Origin of the sequence: Diplocloster agilis (genome assembly GCF_019042275.1) — a bacterium.
GTDB classification, from domain to species: Bacteria; Bacillota; Clostridia; order Lachnospirales; family Lachnospiraceae; genus Diplocloster; species Diplocloster agilis.
On record NZ_JAHQCW010000007.1, the window covers coordinates 157551 to 174625 of the forward strand.

The 17075-nt window shown below is 44.8% G+C and carries 12 protein-coding genes; 3 read left to right on the forward strand and 9 right to left on the reverse strand.

What is annotated here, in order from left to right; all coding sequences use genetic code 11:
• Positions 1-2: 2 nt before the first annotated feature.
• Both KTH89_RS06545 and KTH89_RS06550 read right to left on the reverse strand, forming a co-directional pair.
• Positions 3-1901, reverse strand: coding sequence for a right-handed parallel beta-helix repeat-containing protein (locus tag KTH89_RS06545; protein WP_238721112.1), 1899 nt, complete (start codon positions 1899-1901; stop codon positions 3-5).
• A gap of 61 nt (positions 1902-1962) precedes the next feature.
• On the reverse strand, positions 1963-3333 hold the full coding sequence (locus KTH89_RS06550) for an ABC transporter substrate-binding protein (protein WP_238721113.1): 1371 nt from the start codon (positions 3331-3333) through the stop codon (positions 1963-1965).
• Between the two features lie 178 nt (positions 3334-3511).
• Here KTH89_RS06550 and KTH89_RS06555 point away from each other — a divergent pair, with 178 nt between their 5' ends.
• On the forward strand, positions 3512-4366 hold the full coding sequence (locus tag KTH89_RS06555) for an AraC family transcriptional regulator (RefSeq protein ID WP_238721114.1): 855 nt from the start codon (positions 3512-3514) through the stop codon (positions 4364-4366).
• A gap of 57 nt (positions 4367-4423) precedes the next feature.
• Here KTH89_RS06555 and KTH89_RS06560 read toward each other — a convergent pair whose 3' ends face one another.
• From KTH89_RS06560 to KTH89_RS06590, 7 genes are all read right to left on the reverse strand, one after another.
• Entirely contained in the window at positions 4424-5476 is a 1053-nt protein-coding gene (locus KTH89_RS06560; RefSeq protein ID WP_238721115.1) for an aldose 1-epimerase family protein, read from the reverse strand.
• Positions 5477-5504: 28 nt separating this feature from the next.
• Entirely contained in the window at positions 5505-6620 is a 1116-nt protein-coding gene (locus tag KTH89_RS06565) for a hypothetical protein (RefSeq protein ID WP_238721116.1), read from the reverse strand.
• A 10-nt stretch (positions 6621-6630) separates the two neighbouring features.
• Entirely contained in the window at positions 6631-8481 is a 1851-nt protein-coding gene (locus KTH89_RS06570; protein ID WP_238721117.1) for a cupin domain-containing protein, read from the reverse strand.
• Between the two features lie 132 nt (positions 8482-8613).
• On the reverse strand, positions 8614-10029 hold the full coding sequence (locus KTH89_RS06575) for a cellulase family glycosylhydrolase (protein WP_238721118.1): 1416 nt from the start codon (positions 10027-10029) through the stop codon (positions 8614-8616).
• A 79-nt stretch (positions 10030-10108) separates the two neighbouring features.
• Complete coding sequence (locus KTH89_RS06580; RefSeq protein WP_158342176.1) at positions 10109-10948, reverse strand: carbohydrate ABC transporter permease; 840 nt, start codon at positions 10946-10948, stop codon at positions 10109-10111.
• Positions 10949-11833: a carbohydrate ABC transporter permease gene (locus tag KTH89_RS06585; RefSeq protein WP_238721119.1), complete on the reverse strand. Its 885-nt coding sequence runs from the start codon at positions 11831-11833 to the stop codon at positions 10949-10951.
• A 46-nt stretch (positions 11834-11879) separates the two neighbouring features.
• On the reverse strand, positions 11880-13214 hold the full coding sequence (locus KTH89_RS06590) for an ABC transporter substrate-binding protein (protein WP_158342178.1): 1335 nt from the start codon (positions 13212-13214) through the stop codon (positions 11880-11882).
• Positions 13215-13403: 189 nt separating this feature from the next.
• Here KTH89_RS06590 and KTH89_RS06595 point away from each other — a divergent pair, with 189 nt between their 5' ends.
• Together KTH89_RS06595 and KTH89_RS06600 are read left to right on the forward strand one after the other, a co-directional pair.
• Entirely contained in the window at positions 13404-15188 is a 1785-nt protein-coding gene (locus tag KTH89_RS06595) for a cache domain-containing sensor histidine kinase (protein WP_238721120.1), read from the forward strand.
• A 15-nt stretch (positions 15189-15203) separates the two neighbouring features.
• Complete coding sequence (locus KTH89_RS06600) at positions 15204-16829, forward strand: helix-turn-helix domain-containing protein (protein ID WP_238721121.1); 1626 nt, start codon at positions 15204-15206, stop codon at positions 16827-16829.
• The last annotated feature ends 246 nt before the right edge of the window (positions 16830-17075 follow it).

Here is a 17075-nt window from a genome sequence, read left to right on the forward strand (position 1 = left end):
CTTTATCCGGCAGTTATTCCTGTACCCGCTGCTATCTCATGGGGAAATCCATGATCACATGGTTTTTTATTTATGGTGTTATCCCGGATTATATTAGACCGGAACCGCTTCTCTTCCATGATATTGTGGTAGTGGATCGGGACTACGGTCTGATATATGATATTTTCCCGTACTTCCATGCCTCCGCTGGCTTCATCCATATAGATGCCGCCGGGAAAGCCTTTTTGGCGGGTGTACGCTTCATCCTGATTCCCTTTCCAGGAATTGTGAACCATAACTTCTTCGGGATAGGAACTTCCCTGGTAATTGCCCACGATCAGATTTTGCATTATTTTGGTACCGGGCATCAGCCCCAAGGTGTATATTCCCGCGCCGTCATGTAACTGTGTAAGCACATGATGGATGTAATTGCCGCGTACCTCATGTTCCCTGCAGACGCTCTCCTCCTTGTAACGTTTAAAATGCGGCAGCGGCTTGTAGGAATAGCGGGTGTCGGAATCCGGGTCCACATAACCCCAGCCCCAGCCCAAAGAGACAGCCGAATAGGGCAGATCGCACAGCTCATTGTGAATGATTCGGAGTCCTTTCGCATAACCGCACAGAATTCCTACCGAGCCCTTGAATTCTGCTCCTGCATTGTGGATATAGCAATTTTCCACGGAATTATCCCGCACGATCTCCCGGCTATCCGCCGGATGGGCGTCGGTCTCCTGAAAATCTCCGGCCTGGATGCCGTTTCCGCTTATATCGCTGAGTTCGCAGTACATCAGCCGGTTACTGGCAGAGCCGTGCTGTATGTCTACCGCCCCATTTCCAAGATGCAGGAACCGGCAGCCGTCAAAAGTAATTCCCTCGGCATGGTCCAACACGATGCAGGATTGTGTCTTTTTAAAATAAGAATAGGTGAGCGCGTCATCATCCGGATCTTTTAAAATGTTGGCCTGTACATCGGGATGGCCGTTTACCCCCGGGTTCAGGAAGGTTGTATACCGGAATGTAAGACCGCGAAATACCAGGTTTTTCACCGGTCTGTCCTTTTCTCCCCGCACGACCAGCAATTGTTCGGCTACCGGCAGTTCTACCGTCTGTTCCTCTATGGAAATGCCTTTAGGCTGCGCCACATAGAGAACGCTCTCCTGCCTGTCCAGATACCAGCCGCCGTCTGTGCCTAACAGTTCGTATAAGTTTTCCACATAGCTGGGACCGTCGATCTGCATGCCAATTTTGATCTGGCAGTCTTTGAAGCAGGGCTGTTTCATTTTCAGGAAAATACCTTCTTTTGTTTCGGTGACGGACTCTACCGGACAGACAGAATGTGTCCAGCCCACATCATAGACAAATTCTATATCCTGCGGATTCCGGCATGTGAGGAACATCGGGTCCTGTGTCAGGTATCCCTCATAAAGATCGCACTGCTTCTCTCCGTTAAAATGGCTGCCTGTTTTCCGGTATCTTTGAAAGGTATCTGAACGAACCGTTTCCCAGGCCCTGTTTTTCTGTATCCCGGTCTTGGTTCTGGCAGCCCGCTGCCCATCTATGTACAGATGTCTGGAATACACGCCTTCCGGGACTTTAGCCTTCCATATGGTATATGCTTCCTCTTCCGACTCCTTTTCCCAACCGGATATGCGAATGGCTCCCCCGAGGAAAGGCTGTTCCCCCGGATAAGCCTGATAAGTTATTTTTGTCCCATCCATAGCGGAGTCCTCCGCCGTAAAAATTTCCGGGGTCTGATACCGGTATTCACCGCCCCGCAGATATACGGTGATATCACACCCAAATTCATTTTGCAGTTCTTTCGCTTTTTTCTTTGCCGCACTAAGGGTTGAAAACGGATCTTCCTTTGTGCCTGTGGCACCCGGATTAGCTCCGGGTGCCACATAGATGTTCAGGTTCTTCATATAATATATGCCTCCAAGTGAACGATTCCTTTATCTGCTGTTTGTGCAAGGCCGCCCGCCGTCACCAGCCGGGAATCCCCTGTGCCTTAGCGTTCTTCGCGATCTCATCATCGATGGCTTTTAATACGTCGACAGGCCCGCAGTTCCCCAGGAACATTTCCTGGATCTGCTCGAAGGACGAATTTCCATAGCTTGCCGGGATAAAGTCAAACCAGCTTACTCCGCTCTTTCCTTCCCGCACCGCCTCCTGGGCTTCCTTAATCTGGGGAAGCAGGCTCTCAATTGATACATTGTCAAACCAGGGAGACTGCTGTTTCGCGGTATACATTTTCTCCACAATATCCGGCCGCGCCAGGAAGTTGAATAATTGGAGCGCTTCGTCAATATGTTCGCTGTTCTTGTTGATGTACAGGGAATTCGACGAGGTAACCCCGTAGCAATCGCTTCCGTCTACCGGGAAAGGCATAAAGCCAAGTTTTTCCGCATAATCCGGATATTTTTCAATTCCTTCTCCAAAACAGGAATCATTGAACACTAACATGGCCGCTGTCCCTTCATATAAAGCGCTGAATTGGCCGCTCCAGGTATCCGACATAGCCGTCTCTCCAAAATACCCTTTTTTGTAAAAATCATTCTGACGCTCCAGGCATTCTACCGCCTCAGGCAGATCGGCAAGCTTTACCTTGTTTTCCGCGTACTGATCCCAAAAGTCGGGTGTCTTTGCCGCTATGTAGGATCCCCAATAAGTATCCAGCCACGTTTCCACCGGCCAGACATCTCCACCCGCCAGGTAAATGGGTGTGATTCCCTGATCTTTGATTTTCTGGCAGGCAGTTTCCAGATCTTCAAATGTCTTCGGTATCTCCAGATTCAGGTCTGAGAAAATCTGCTTGTTGTAATAGATTCCCCAATACTGCGCCCCCGCAATGGGGAAACCATAGACGACGCCGTCCCAATTGGAGAATTTATCCAAAAGATCCTGATTCACATTTTCAAGACAGGGGTCGTTGGTGATATCCAGGAAATTCTCTTCTGCCAGCAAAGCTGCCTCCCCGGTTCCTCCATTATAATATTCCACGATATCCGGCAGCTCTTTTGTGGCGATTTTGGCTCCCATAATATTGTTGTTCATGTCGTCGGGGTTCGTGATTAACTCCACTTTGATTCCTGTCTCTTCTTCAAACTGTTGATAAACCTCGCTGTCTACGTCCTTAAACCAGCTTTTGGAGCCCATAAGCGTCAGCGTAACGCCGCCGGATGTCTCTGCATCTTTGGACGCGGACTGTCCGTTTTCATTTTGCTGTCCCTCCGGCTGCGATGCTTCCTGTGACGGACTATCCGGCTGCGCGGCAGTACCGCCGCTGTCCGATCCGCAGGCAGTCAGCGAAAAAGTAAGCATCAGTGCCAGTAACATACTGCAGGTTTTCTTCATACATATTACCTCCCGTTTCATTGATGTAATCATTATATCCGTTTTAAATTCAAAACCAAATGGATAATATTTCTATACATATAGACAATCTTAACATTCCGCTTTCCTCTACTTTTTCCTTGTCAAAGGCCGTGTTATACTTGCGCTAACCGATCATCTGCGGGAAGGGGGAAGCAAGATGCAGAACGCGCAGCTTCATAAACAATTAAGGGAAGTCATCGATTTTCTCTGTCATCACGGAAGCTCCATACGTTTTTTATCATCCGGAATCTGGGTGGACCGGGAATGGGACACTCCAAAGCAGAGCACAAAACCAATGTTTGAGATCATATATCTGATAAGCGGTCAGACAAGTATCTACCTGAACGGCATCACCCATGCAGTTAAAAAAAATGATCTCCATCTACTGGAGATCTCCGGCAACAGTATGGGGGGAGGAGGGCATTTTCAGATGTATTATCTGGATTTCAGCTTTGACATCCCCGCTCTGTCCGACCAATTTTACGGCTGCTGCAAACGCCTGTCCGTTAATCCGGAGTGTATCAATCTGGCAGGTCTGGAATCCTATTTTCTGGAGATGCATTTTGAAAATATCGCCGAGCAGGAATTCCGTCAGCAGAAGATACTGTGCAGTCTTCAGGATCTGTTTATCTGCCTGTACCGCCGCTGCGCGGTATCATCGGAGCATTCCGCAGGACACTCCGGCAGACAGCAGTTTCTCTATGACGTGCTGAATTATCTGGAACAAAACTATATGTATCCGCTGTGCCTAAAGGATATCTCCGGTCTGGTACATCTGAATCCCCGCTATTTAAGCCGGCTGTTCAAAGAAGCCACCGGGCTGACCATTCAGCAGTATCTCATCCGGCTGCGGATCGGAAAGGCCAAAAAATTATTAAGCGCCACTTCCCACAGTATCACAGATATCGCTTTGGAAACCGGTTTTTGTGACTGCCAGCATTTCTGCAAGGTTTTCAAACAACTGGAAGGAATCACTCCGACCCAATACGGCCGCAGTATCCCTTCCGGTTAATATACCCTTATTCGCTTCTGGGCCGCAGCATCCGCAGTCCGGTTATATCTGTTCCTGTTATAAAGCTTCCAGTTCGGCTTTCCGCTTTTTCCATTCTTCACGTGTGGAGAAGAACCGGATATCCAGCCGGCATGTCACCTCTTCCTGGGGTTCCAGCCAGCGAAGCGTACCGTATTTCTCTTCCGGCGCTATACCTTTGATATGATTGTTACAAGGTTCCAAAGCCATAATATAATCTCTTTTTTTCGGGTACATCCATTGCCCCAGATACGGCAGGTTTGCCTGATTATATCTCACCTGTACCCCGGTATACTGACCGTCCTTTTCATTCCAAATCAGATAACCGGTATTTCCTTCGCTGTCCGCCCGCAGCTCATGCAGATACGTGTAGTGGGCGGCCCGGGCGGAGGGCGCCGGCATTTTCTTTTGCTGTTCCATATGCTGCTCCGAAAATTCATCCCACCCCTGGGTATGCCGGACCGGGATATACATCCTGGTATCCGGGTTCAAAAAGGGATATCCGAAATTCATATGATACAAAAGCATAAGCGGGGACCGGTCGGACGACTGGTTGCGGATCCGGTCTTCTATCTGTATGCGTCCGCTTAAAAGAACGGTCCTGACGGACCTTCTGACACTCAGCTGGACGCCCTGATGCCGGGTTTGAAAAACTCTGCCGGCCACTTCCATCACATAGTCCTCTCCCTGCCAGTCCGACTCGCAGCGTTCCAGCCTGGCCGGAAGGTTGGACACCTGCCCATGAAGGCCGTAGGGCTGTCCCTTAAATACACAGGGATCGCCCGCCTGCGTCAGGCCGCAGGTAGTCAGGAAGCCTCCCCCGAAGCTCTGCAGCCATTCTTCGCCCCGCTCATTATAATATTGCGGAGCCGTGACTCCTGCGGCCGCCTGGAACGTAAAGCCCCAGTCCCGGTACACCAGTTTTCCCAGATCCATCCCTCTGTCGATTAATATCGTGAAGCGCAGTCCATGCCCGTCATCCACGTCAACCGCCTCCACCCCCTTAGCCTTTCCCTCCAGCATCTGATAGCGTTTCATACCGCCGATCTGACTGATATCCCCTAGATAATCCATCATTTCCCGGTGCGGCATATCAAGCTCTCCTCCTTAACCAGAATTTTTATTTTTGGAATTCGATTTCCCAAAGGGAAGTGCCGGTGGCAAAGAGTCTGGCTCTTCGTCCTATCCTATTGTCATTATCGTAATCTTCGGCGGGAAATACGCTGACATACCATCCTGTCATACTGCCGTCCGGAGCGGTCGCCTGCCTGGCGTCTTCCCCATCCAGAACTTTAACCGGTTCAGACCATCCCAGCGGATTGGAAATATCGGGATTAAAGGATACATAATACCCTTCCATGTTCCAGGTCCCGTCATTTACCCGGTTCAGGAACATAACATAGGTGTTAAGCCAGGTGTTCCAGTGCACGACCGGTCCCCAGAACGCGTTGGCCTGTTTGCTGTGCCAGTCTTCGAACACCGGGATGACCGGCTGCGCGTATCCGCCGATTCCAGGTTCCCTCCATTCACCGTCTCTCCACTTCCAGACCTTGCCTGCAGGCCGGTCCAGATCTTTCAGGCTCATCCGGGCAAATCCCAGTCCCTGGTTCTCTTTTCCTCCGTAAAACGTGGTGATGAAAAAGTATACAAACTCTTCCTCCTTATCCACGCAGGTCCCAAAGTCTCCTTCCCCTCCAAAATACCAGGCGTCCGAAGATGTGGAGGATACCAGATCCTCCGGCGCCGAGATGACAAATCCCAGATCTTTCCAGGTCTTTCCCTTGTCTTCCGACACCAGCGCTCCTATTTTTGGCTTTGTAGGGTACCGCTCAAAAAATTTGCTGCCCGGCGGTATGCTCATGGTTCGCAGAGTCTCTTCTTTTTCCTGCTGCACCTTACTGCTCCCGTAATATTCTCCCGGCTTCTCCAGGCCGTCCGGTTCCAGATGGTACCAGCCATAGAGTTTCCCACCGGGGACCTTCCAGATCCCTTCCAGCCACTGGCCTCCGTTCTGCCGCACATCGAAAGTCACAGGCTCACTTGCCTCCAAATCATAGAGGCTGGTGCCGGAGGTCCTCCACGGCAGCTCCCAGGAATTGAAAATATACAGACGTTCTTCTTCCGAATCCCAGAACCCGGGACTGTGGCAGTCCGTTTGGCTCTTATCATTCACTTCCGGCACTCTGGCTCCCGGATAGACAATCTTCGGGGCAGGTATTAATTTCACTGTTGGCATTTTATACCTCCTAACCTTTTTTCCACCGCAGCTGCACCACGGTACAGCTTCCAGCTCCTTCGTTTATCAATTCATAATCCCCAAAACAGGCCGGAACGATTACGCTCTGCCATTTTTCAATCTGAGACTGATACTGGGGATTTTCCTTGGATCTGAGTACGACCCGTTCTCCGGCCGTCAGTGTCAGGATCTGCATATATTTTCCTCCGGTCGAATTCTCACCCCTTTTTTCAAAGTGGATTCTCTCGATATGAAACGGCATCTCCGGCACGGTATCGTATTGATCGGTACTATAGTCTCTGTTCCATTCCCGCACCCTTGGTTTGGCCAGCAGATGATCCTTTACCCATTTCTCCCTGCGGCACCTGTCCATGCGGAATCCATGTTCCGTATGCATCTTAAGCGGCCGGCCTGTCATATCCTGAGTGGAATCTTCCCAGGATTTTCTGGCAAAATCATACAGGAAAAATGAATATTCCGTTCCCGCATTGCTGGTACAGGTATCCATCTCCAGGATCAGTTGGTTCCCGCCATGTCCATGGACCGTTCCGGGCGGTATCAGATACAGATCCCCTTCGCTGCTGTCCCAGCGGATGACATAATCCCGCCAATTCTCGATCGGAATCTGGTTCTCAGATTCCCGGCATAGTTTTTCCCACTCCTCCAGATCCGCATCCTCCCGGTAACCCAGCCAGGTATTCGCGTCCTGATAAGCTTCCGCCACATAATATGTCTCATATCTCCCAAGAGGCTCTTTAAAATTGCGGCGCACATAATCCGTGCTGGGATGCAGGTGCAGCGGCATACTGGTCCGCTCTGCCGGCTGAGGGGTATCAAAGTATCCGTCATTGAGCCATACGTCAAAGGGCAGCACGCCGGGATAAGTCTCGTGAATATATCGTCCGACGAACTCCTCCGGATACTGCATCAGATTCATAACCGGCATCTGAATCATTTCTTCGTTCCCGATATCTACCAGTATACTAAGCTCAGGCCCTGCCGTTTCGTTCCACGCATTACAGCCCAGGCCCGGTACGTCCCACAGATCTTTATACCGGTATGCTCCCCAGTTGCCCGGCTGAAAAATCTTCACTTCTTTGACCGGATAGCGGACAAGAGTTCGGATGATTTCATCATAACTCTGGCGGGGCATACATTTGGGATGCTTCGGATTTACGCACTCCACATAATAATCCATACGCTGCAGCGCGTAATCTTTTTGCCGTAACAAGAGATAATGGTCTATGTAATAGTATTCTTTCCAGTTATAGTCCGGATTACTGCTCTTAAAGCCAAAGGGTATCAGCTTGCCGTCCCACATTTTCCAAAGAAGCGGCTGTCTGGTATAATCAAAATAGTAATACAGATCATATAAATCATCCAGTTTTCTGCTTCCCGAACCATATCCAAATACAAGGATTGCAGAACATTTTGCCGTCTGCTGCTTTCGGCGCTCAGACAGACTTTCCCGCAATACCGCACATTTCTCTTCGTCCATCAGATCCTCAATTACACCGTCCTCACACACGATGCCAAAACTGGGATCTTCCGTCAGATAAGGCTGTTTATACCGCATGATAAGGTCTATCGGCTGAAACAGCCCGGCAGCCGGGACTGTTTCTATCCCGATCTTCATACTCTTGCCGAGTGCGCTTACTTCGTTTAGAAGCGGAGCCCATTCTACCCCGTACCACCCTTCCATAGCTACCAGAACTGTACTTTTTGTTGACGCATACTTTTCGCGGATCTGATCCAGAATGGAACGGGCAACCTCTCTGCCTCCGCTGACCACAGACGCGGCCGTCTGTTCGGATACCTGAATGCTGTTTTTTGCATTGTGTGCGTATTCATATAATGGCATTGTTTAACCTCCTGTTTTACTTATATACTAAGAATAATCAAACGAACCTTCATTTTCTTGAAAAAATGTGTATGTTTAGTGTATAAATGTAACTCGTATCCGTACCATATAGCCGGAAGCCGTTGGTAACGTTCAGATAATGCCCGCGTCGCTGTCATTCAAAAGATAAGTAGAATAAACATAAATTCCACCGTTTTGAATCACATCCGTAAATTCCCCGTCTTCCGTAATATCAGCCAATGCAAGCGGATTTACCGTAACATCCGTCTGATCTGCGGCATCAGGGGTAAGACCATATTTATACAGTTTTAATTCAGATTGGATACCTGCAAGTTCAAATTTCGTATGAATATCTTTCTGTGCATTGTTAACAACAATAATGGTAACATTGTTGTCCTGTCCAAGAAATGTTGCAACATCCAGATATTTCATATCGGAATAGGAATACACAACCGTCGGCCTTTTAGATAAATAACGCGATAACATTCCTTGTATATAATAAGTATTCGGATGTGGCGTCACATTCTCAAAAAGGCAGTCATTATCAGGATCATAGGAATCGATCATCTGCCAGTTGCCGTCCAAAGCGCCGCGGTTCATATAATTCCAACGCAAAAATCCGTCACACCCGGCATTTGCTTCCCGTAATGTCCAGCCGGCCAATTCCAGGTTTTTCTCATACGTTGTATTGATAAAAGGAATATGTACCCCGTATTCCCCTATAAAGAAGGGCTTACCCTCGCTTCTGGCGCCGGCGATCCAGTCTAAGTACAAAGGCGGCGTATCTTTGGTAATAGAATAAATGTGATTTTCATAGACGCCTAAACGCTCATCCGGCATAAATTTATTAGCAAAAATATAGTCCGGTCCGGCTATAGGGATTTGCAATTTAATTTTCTTAAATGCAGCTGTTACCGCATTTAAGCCGTCATCCAATGTCGCGCCGTTATCCCAGCTTCCCTTAATCACATTTGCGGTATTAAAGTCCGTTCTGTCATAGTAATCAGCCATGCAAAAATCTTCCCCCTGTTTTACTGCGTCATCAGGCCACCCCGCAATAACAGGATTCGGCTCATTGCCGATACATACACACTTAATACAGGTATATCCTTTCTCATTTACAAGATAATCAACCATTCCTGAAAATGACTCCGCCCAAGCCTTAACATCTCTCGGTGCTTGTGTAATCGTTGATACTACATGTTCTGGAAAATTCCACTTGCAGCGATGCCACATTTCAGTTAAAAAAACATCTACTTCTTTTTCCTGGCACCAATCCAGGATCTGTATAATATTCCTCATTTCATTATTATCCCAATCATAGAGCCCAAATCTTTCAGGCATATACATCGCCTGCTCTATCTCTAACCGGATAAAATTAATTCCCAGCCATTCCGCATGTCTGAAAATTTGCTTCCATCTTCTTTGATCTGTATGATGGGGGATCGCTCCAAAGGAACTGACTCCCATCGTATCTAATGTGTTTGTGTTCGGGTAAAACACAGGTTTATCAAACACCTCCCAATTCTGCCCGATCCCGTAAGCCATTTTATGTACAAAATCTTTCAGATCGATACGAATCCTCGCCAGATTGCTATTTTCCATAATGTTCTCCTTCCATCATGTGCTATTCTTTAATCGCCCCTGCTATAATTCCTTTTGTCATCTGCTTATTAAATAATATAAAGATAATAATTGCCGGTACCGTACTTAAAAACATAACGGCAAACTGCACGGTATAATTTGATGTATACTTCCCTGAAAAATTCATAACCGCAAAAGGAAGCGTCCGGATAGTATCACTGCTTGTATAGGTCGCCGCCATAATAAATTCATTCCAGCAATTAAAAAAGGTCATTGTGGCAACGGTTACCGCAGCAGGTTTGGAAAGCGGAATCACTACATTTTTTATAATTCTTAACACGCCGCATCCATCCATAACAGCCGCCTCTTCCAGGCTTCTTGGTATCCCCTCTATAAAACCTGACATAATAAAGAGTCCCAATGACATACTGAATGCGATATATGGTAAGATCAATGCTATACGGGTATTTAAAATACCGTAAGCTTGAAACGCAAAAAAATTCGGTAATAAGGTGGTATGAATGGGTATCATGATCCCGGTTATTAATAATGTATAGACAAATCTGCTGCCTTTCCATTTCATTCGGATCAACGCATATCCCAAACAGATACTTAAAGTAATGACTACGGCTATCGTTATTCCGGTAATGAATAAACTGTTTAACAGATAATTAAAAAACTTTCCGTCTACAATCGCAGAAAAATAATTTGACCATAACGGCGGAGCCGGAAGCTTCATAATAGAATCTCCATAAAAATCGCTGTTGCTCAATAAAGAATAATCCAGCAGCCACACTAATGGAAACAGATTAAGCAACGCAACCACAGAAAGCAGGATCAGAAGTCTTGCCCTTTTCCATTTCTTCTTTTTCTCCGCAATCATTTATTTTTCCCCTCTTTCCGCTGTTATCTGTTTCGTTATAAAATTTGCAATTAAGCAAATCACAATGAATACTACTGAAATTGCATTCGCATAACCATATTTTTGGTCGGAAAATGCTTTCACATATAAATAGTTTGCAACAAATTGTGTCGCATTACCCGGAGCGCCATTCGTTGTAAGATAAACTGTTTCCATCATCTTCAAAGCATTCACGATTGCAAGAGTTATATTAATACGGATAATTGGTTTTAACTGTGGTAAAATTATTTTCGTGATTAGATGACCATCCGCCGCGCCGTCAATCCGAGCCGCATCTATCTGGTCTGCGGGAATGCCCTTTACACCTGCATAGTATATAAGCATAGACCAGCCAAACCCAACCCAAATCTCTATCAGAACAATCGCAATCAATGCTGTGGTTGTTTCCGTCATCCAAGCTTGGCACCACGATGTAAGCCCAACGGCTTTTAATATTTTATTGACAAGCCCAAACGTAGGATCCAGCATATTCATCCAAAGTTTCGCAGTTACGACTACCGAAGTCATACTTGGTATAAAAATCAAAACTCTGAATATTTTTTCCCATACTCCACCCGCTTTATCGACATAGATCGCACAAACGATACTTAAAGGATGTTGAATGATAATGAGTCCGGCTGATAAGATAAAAACATTTCGAATAGACAGCCACATGATTTTGTCATCCATAATTAACTTTTTATAATTTGTTAAACCCACAAACTTCATAGCGTCAATGCCGTTATAGTCAGTTACGGAGTAAAAAACGCTCATAAAGATAGGTACTAAAATAACGAGGCAAAAAATAATTATACCTGGCAATACCAGAAGGGCGATCATTTTTTTGTTGCTCAATACCTTACTCATTATCATTCCTCCACGGTAATCAATTGTCGCTTATGCACTAATCGCTTTATTTTTCCATATCGCTTTTTGCTGTGTCCGCAGCTTTATCTAATTCGGCAAGGCATTCCTCCGCAGAAGCATTTCCCGAAACAGCATTTTGACAAATAGACATACACGCCGTCATAAACTCAGATGTGCTGCTGTCATAAAAATCTACTCCGCTGGTGGAAGATGCATTCGCCAAAATTTCGACTAAATCTTTTTGCAGCTGGCTGTCATTATCTGAGACATATTTGGTTGCGTCCTGAGCCGGGAAATTTAATCCGTTTTCCCAGGATAACTTTGCCCAATTCTCCGGTTTCATTAAATAATTCAAAAATTTAATACATTCATCTTTCAATTTTGAATTCGCGGAAACTCCATATCCTCCTCCATACCATGCTACCAAGTCCGTATTTTTCCCATTTTCTGTAAACGCCGGTAAGTATCCGGCCCGTACATTCTCCCTGAATTCCTCAGGTAATGTCTCGTCCGTTGCCATTCCCATATCCCATTCGCCCATGTAATACATGGCCGCTTTTCCCTGTGTAAATAAGTTCATCGCCGCACCGTATTCACTGGCAGCGAATCCTTCCTGGGCAAAATTGGATTTTGTTAATTCCTGCATTAATTCAATTGCTTTTATAAAATTATCGTTACCGCTAAACTGGATTTTTCGGTCAACGGCATCATAGATCTCCTGCTGGTTACCGGAAGTTTTCAGTATAACTTCCTGAAAATACAGCGCCAGAGGCCATTGTTCCTGGCCCGAAAGCGAGCAGGGGATGATACCATTCTTTAAAAACACCTCACTGCAATGTTTCAATTCTTCCAGATTTGTCGGAAAATCCAGGTCATATTGATCAAATAAAGCCTGATTATAATATAAAACCATAAAATCAGTATTTCTTGGCAATCCGTAAAGCTTACCATCGAATTTGTATCCATCTAATGCGCCTTGGATAAAATCATAGTTTTCATAATCTTCCTCCGATAGATCTGCAAGCGCATTGCTGTTGAGCAAAGGGGTGATTTCCGCAGGCAGCGAATTGACATAGAGCATATCCGGCAGATTATTGGACGCTATATACGCTTTTAATTTTTGGCTAAAAGAAACATCATCCAAAGTTTCTACCTCAAACGTAACGTTGGGATTTTCTTTACAATAATTGTCCATAATCATTTGTTCCAGTTTACCTTGCCCGGTCGATCGGTCCGGTAAGTTAGAAAAAAAACGGATTGTGATTTTCTCATCTGTTTTCGCATACTGACTATCATTGTCGTTCGATGCCGTTTCACCGGCACACCCTGTCATGGCGAATACAATGCTAATAACCAATAAATACGCTAAAATTTTTTTCATAGTAAACCTCCTTTAAATTATGATTGCAATTCTGCTGTCAGTTACAAATTTACTGTAGCATCCGCATGTTTTTGTATCAATTACACATTTTTATTATTTGTTTTGATATTTACGCATTTATTCCATGCTTATTGTCATACTTGTTCATAATTGATATTATGACACTGAAGAAGTTTAAGGAGGTACATCATGATTCATTCCATCTATTCTGTGTTTATGAATGCCAAATACAAATATAAACTAATCTTTTGTTTCTCCTTAATCATTATTATTTCTACAACCGCAATCACTGCGTATCTATATAATACCGCTTCGCTGTATGTTTACTCAGAAATTAAGAGTAATAATGAGTTAGCGCTCTCGAATGCCAAGTCGTTTCTGGAAATGGTAGCAGAGGAAACCGAATATATCTCTACCGTATTGTGTACGGATTCCTCTATTCAATCGGAATTAAAAGCACAGCCTTTGAATAACGCCGCCGCACATACAAATACTATAAATTTTATATCTACCATTTTTGCAACAAACAACTATCTGGGAAGCGTCCAAATATATAGCAATTATGAGCAGCCCTATTACTACTCTTTTAATGATATGAGCCGGGGAGCCGCAAGCTTATCCGCTCTGATGCGTACACCGCTTTACCAACAGGCTGTTGAGGCTTCCGGCGCTCCCGTATGGGATTATATTGAGGCCGGTGAAAACGAATATATGGAGTACAGTGCTTATCCGAGAATACTTTTGTGCCGCATTATCAAAGATAATTATTCCCAAAAGACAATTGGGGCGCTGATTCTGGGAATACGCCTGGACTCTATCTCTAATAAATTAACCGCGCTTATTCCAAGTGAGGGAGCGCTTGCCGTACTGGACGACGGGCAGAATATTTTATTCTCATCGGCTGAATTTCACGGTTCTGAGCTAGAATCATTAAAAAAACCTTCCGGGACATCAACTCGCACCTTGTCTTCTGATCATTCTGAGTATATTTATACGTACGGTGTACTCCCTTCCTTTCATTGGCTTTTGGTCTACGAGTATTCCAACAGTTCCATGTTGTCGCTTCTATTTCACGCCAAAACAGTTTCTTTTCTAATTGTTATTATTTCACTAATATTAGCGGTTCTCGTATCCATTTATTTGAGCAACATACTCACTTCTCCACTGCAAAAATTATTAAATGCAATGAGAAAGTTTCGGTCCGGGGATTTTAATTCTCATGTAAATTTTTCTTTTTACGACGAAATTGGGGAGTTAGGCAAGGGATATGATGAAATGGTAGATGAAACAAGGCGGCTCATCGCAAGCACCTGGCAGTTGGAGTTAAAAAAACGGGAAGCAGAGCTGGCGTCACTGCAATCTCAGATCAATCCTCATCTGCTATATAATACCCTGGATTCCATTTACTGGCATTTGATGTCCAAAAACACCGAAAATGCAGCTCAGACAATCATCTTGCTGTCAAAGATATTCCGCCAGACATTGAGCCAGGGAAAAAGTTTTATCTCCGTCTCCTCGGAACTAGAGCTGGTCACTAACTATCTCTCTTTACAACAGATGCTAATGCATGACCGGTTACACTTTGATATTCTGGTTACCTCCGATGCGGCAGACATCATGATCCCGAAATTAATCATTCAGCCTTTTGTGGAAAATTCTGTTATTCATGGATTACAGCCAACAGCTGCTAATGGTTATCTAACCGTAAATGTTTACATTGAACAAAAACAGTTAGTGATTTTAATTACCGATAATGGGATTGGCTGTTCCACAAACAGCCTGGAAGAATTATTTGAAAAAACCAAAGATCGCACGAACTATAGCGGTTTTGCCATTAAAAATGTATATTCCCGTTTAAAACTCCAGTATGAAGATGAATGTTCCATTGCCTTTACCTCACACCCCGGAAAAACCGAAGTAGTGATACGGATACCATTATTGAATGCAGAAACAGAAAATTGTGCCAAAAATTAAAAGGAAAAGAGAAGTATGGAAAGTTTAATGATTGCAGATGACAATTACGATGTGGTATATGGTATGGAAACAAATATCGACTGGAATCAATATGAAATCACCCTATTACCTTATGCATTAAACGGCAGAGACGCTCTGGATAAAATTATAGTTAATACGCCCGATATCTTAATCATAGATATCCGTATGCCTGAACTTGGCGGACTCGACGTATTAAAATACATAACCGAACACGGTTATAAAACGAAGACCATTATTTGCAGCGGATACGATGATTTTGAATATGCGCAGGAAGCTTTAAAATACAGGGTAACAGAGTATCTTTTAAAGCCGGTACCATGGCAGGATATTTTGGCATCCGTACTCAAGCTCCAGAAACAGATCCGTAAGGAATGCCTCCAAAATCAAAAATATAAGCAAATGCAAAAACAGGTTGAAAAAAATATGCCCTATCTCAGAGAGCGTTACCTGAGCAAATTAGTATGTGAGGAAGGGATTAATTCCTTTGACCTGGAGTCCTTCCAATTTTTTGGACTTCATGTTACAGGAAACCACTCCACAATCTTAGTGGTTCAACTCGATGATTATCTGGGATTTGAGCAATTACATTCGCGCCTGGAAATTGAGAGTATTTTTATGTCCCTTTCAACAATTGTATCACGGACTTTCCTTAACTATTTTGTTTGCGATGTATTTATATATATGGATCAGATTATTGTTTGTTTGGAATTATCAAAAGACCGGACTGACAACGATCTGATCCATGTATGCAGAAAAATCCAGGAAGAAATTCTAACTGAGTTTCAATTCACAGTATCCGTTGGCATCGGCACAGAATGTAAATCCATGGAAGATTGGTATTCTTCTTATCGGCATGCGCGAGCTAAATTAGAGCAAATCTTTTATGTGGGACCTAATACCATCTGTATAGACATGCCCGCGACAGATAGTGTCCAGGAAAAATATATATATCCCCAAAAAATAGATCAACTTCTGGTAACTGCAATCAAACTGTCAGATAAAACACAATGCGGATTACTGCTTGATCAATTTTTCGAAAGCTTTTCAGGCGCGAAAAAGAAGGTTGTATTCTCCTTTTGTACGGGATTGGTACACACACTCTATCTGGCGTGTCTGGAATATGGCTGGGAGTCTCACGAAATTTTGGTCTCCAATAACGAATTTTTATATTTGATTGAAAATTATTCATCTGTCCAAGCATTAAAAAATCATATTTGCAAAATCGTGTATCACCTTTGTAACATCAGCTTAAAAGGGAAGTCGCCATCAACAATAATTAATGCGGCCGTTTCGTATATCAATCATAACTATCAGAATCAGATTACGCTTACTTCGGTAGCCGAATACATTCATATGTCGCCAAATTACTTCAGTGTACAGTTCAAACAAACCATGGGAATAAATTTCATTGATTATTTACAAAAGATAAGAATTGATGAGGCTTGCCGCCTTTTATCGGAAACAAACGAACCAATATGTACCATTGCCACAAAGGTGGGGTTTTTAGACGGCAGGTATTTTAGCCAATTATTCAGAAAACTTACCCTGAGAACCCCATCCGAATATCGAAACCAGCAGCCGGGTATACATTCCATCAGGGCTATTCCTACAGAAAAATAAGACCGGTATCCGAGTGGATTCTTCCTCGGATTTGGGTATGCCCGCTGCTTAAGGCTGGGACAGAGACGGTATCCGGGGAGACTCCCGGCCGACGGGGTCTTTTTGTCTCCTCGGAAACGCATAGGGCGGCTGTGCAGCGCTTAGGGAAATCGAAAAGCCGGGTTCAGGATGCCCGGCGGACTTCACGTCCGACGGGCAAGAGCCTCTGAACCGGGAACACATCACGTGTTCCTGGTGAATAGGCTC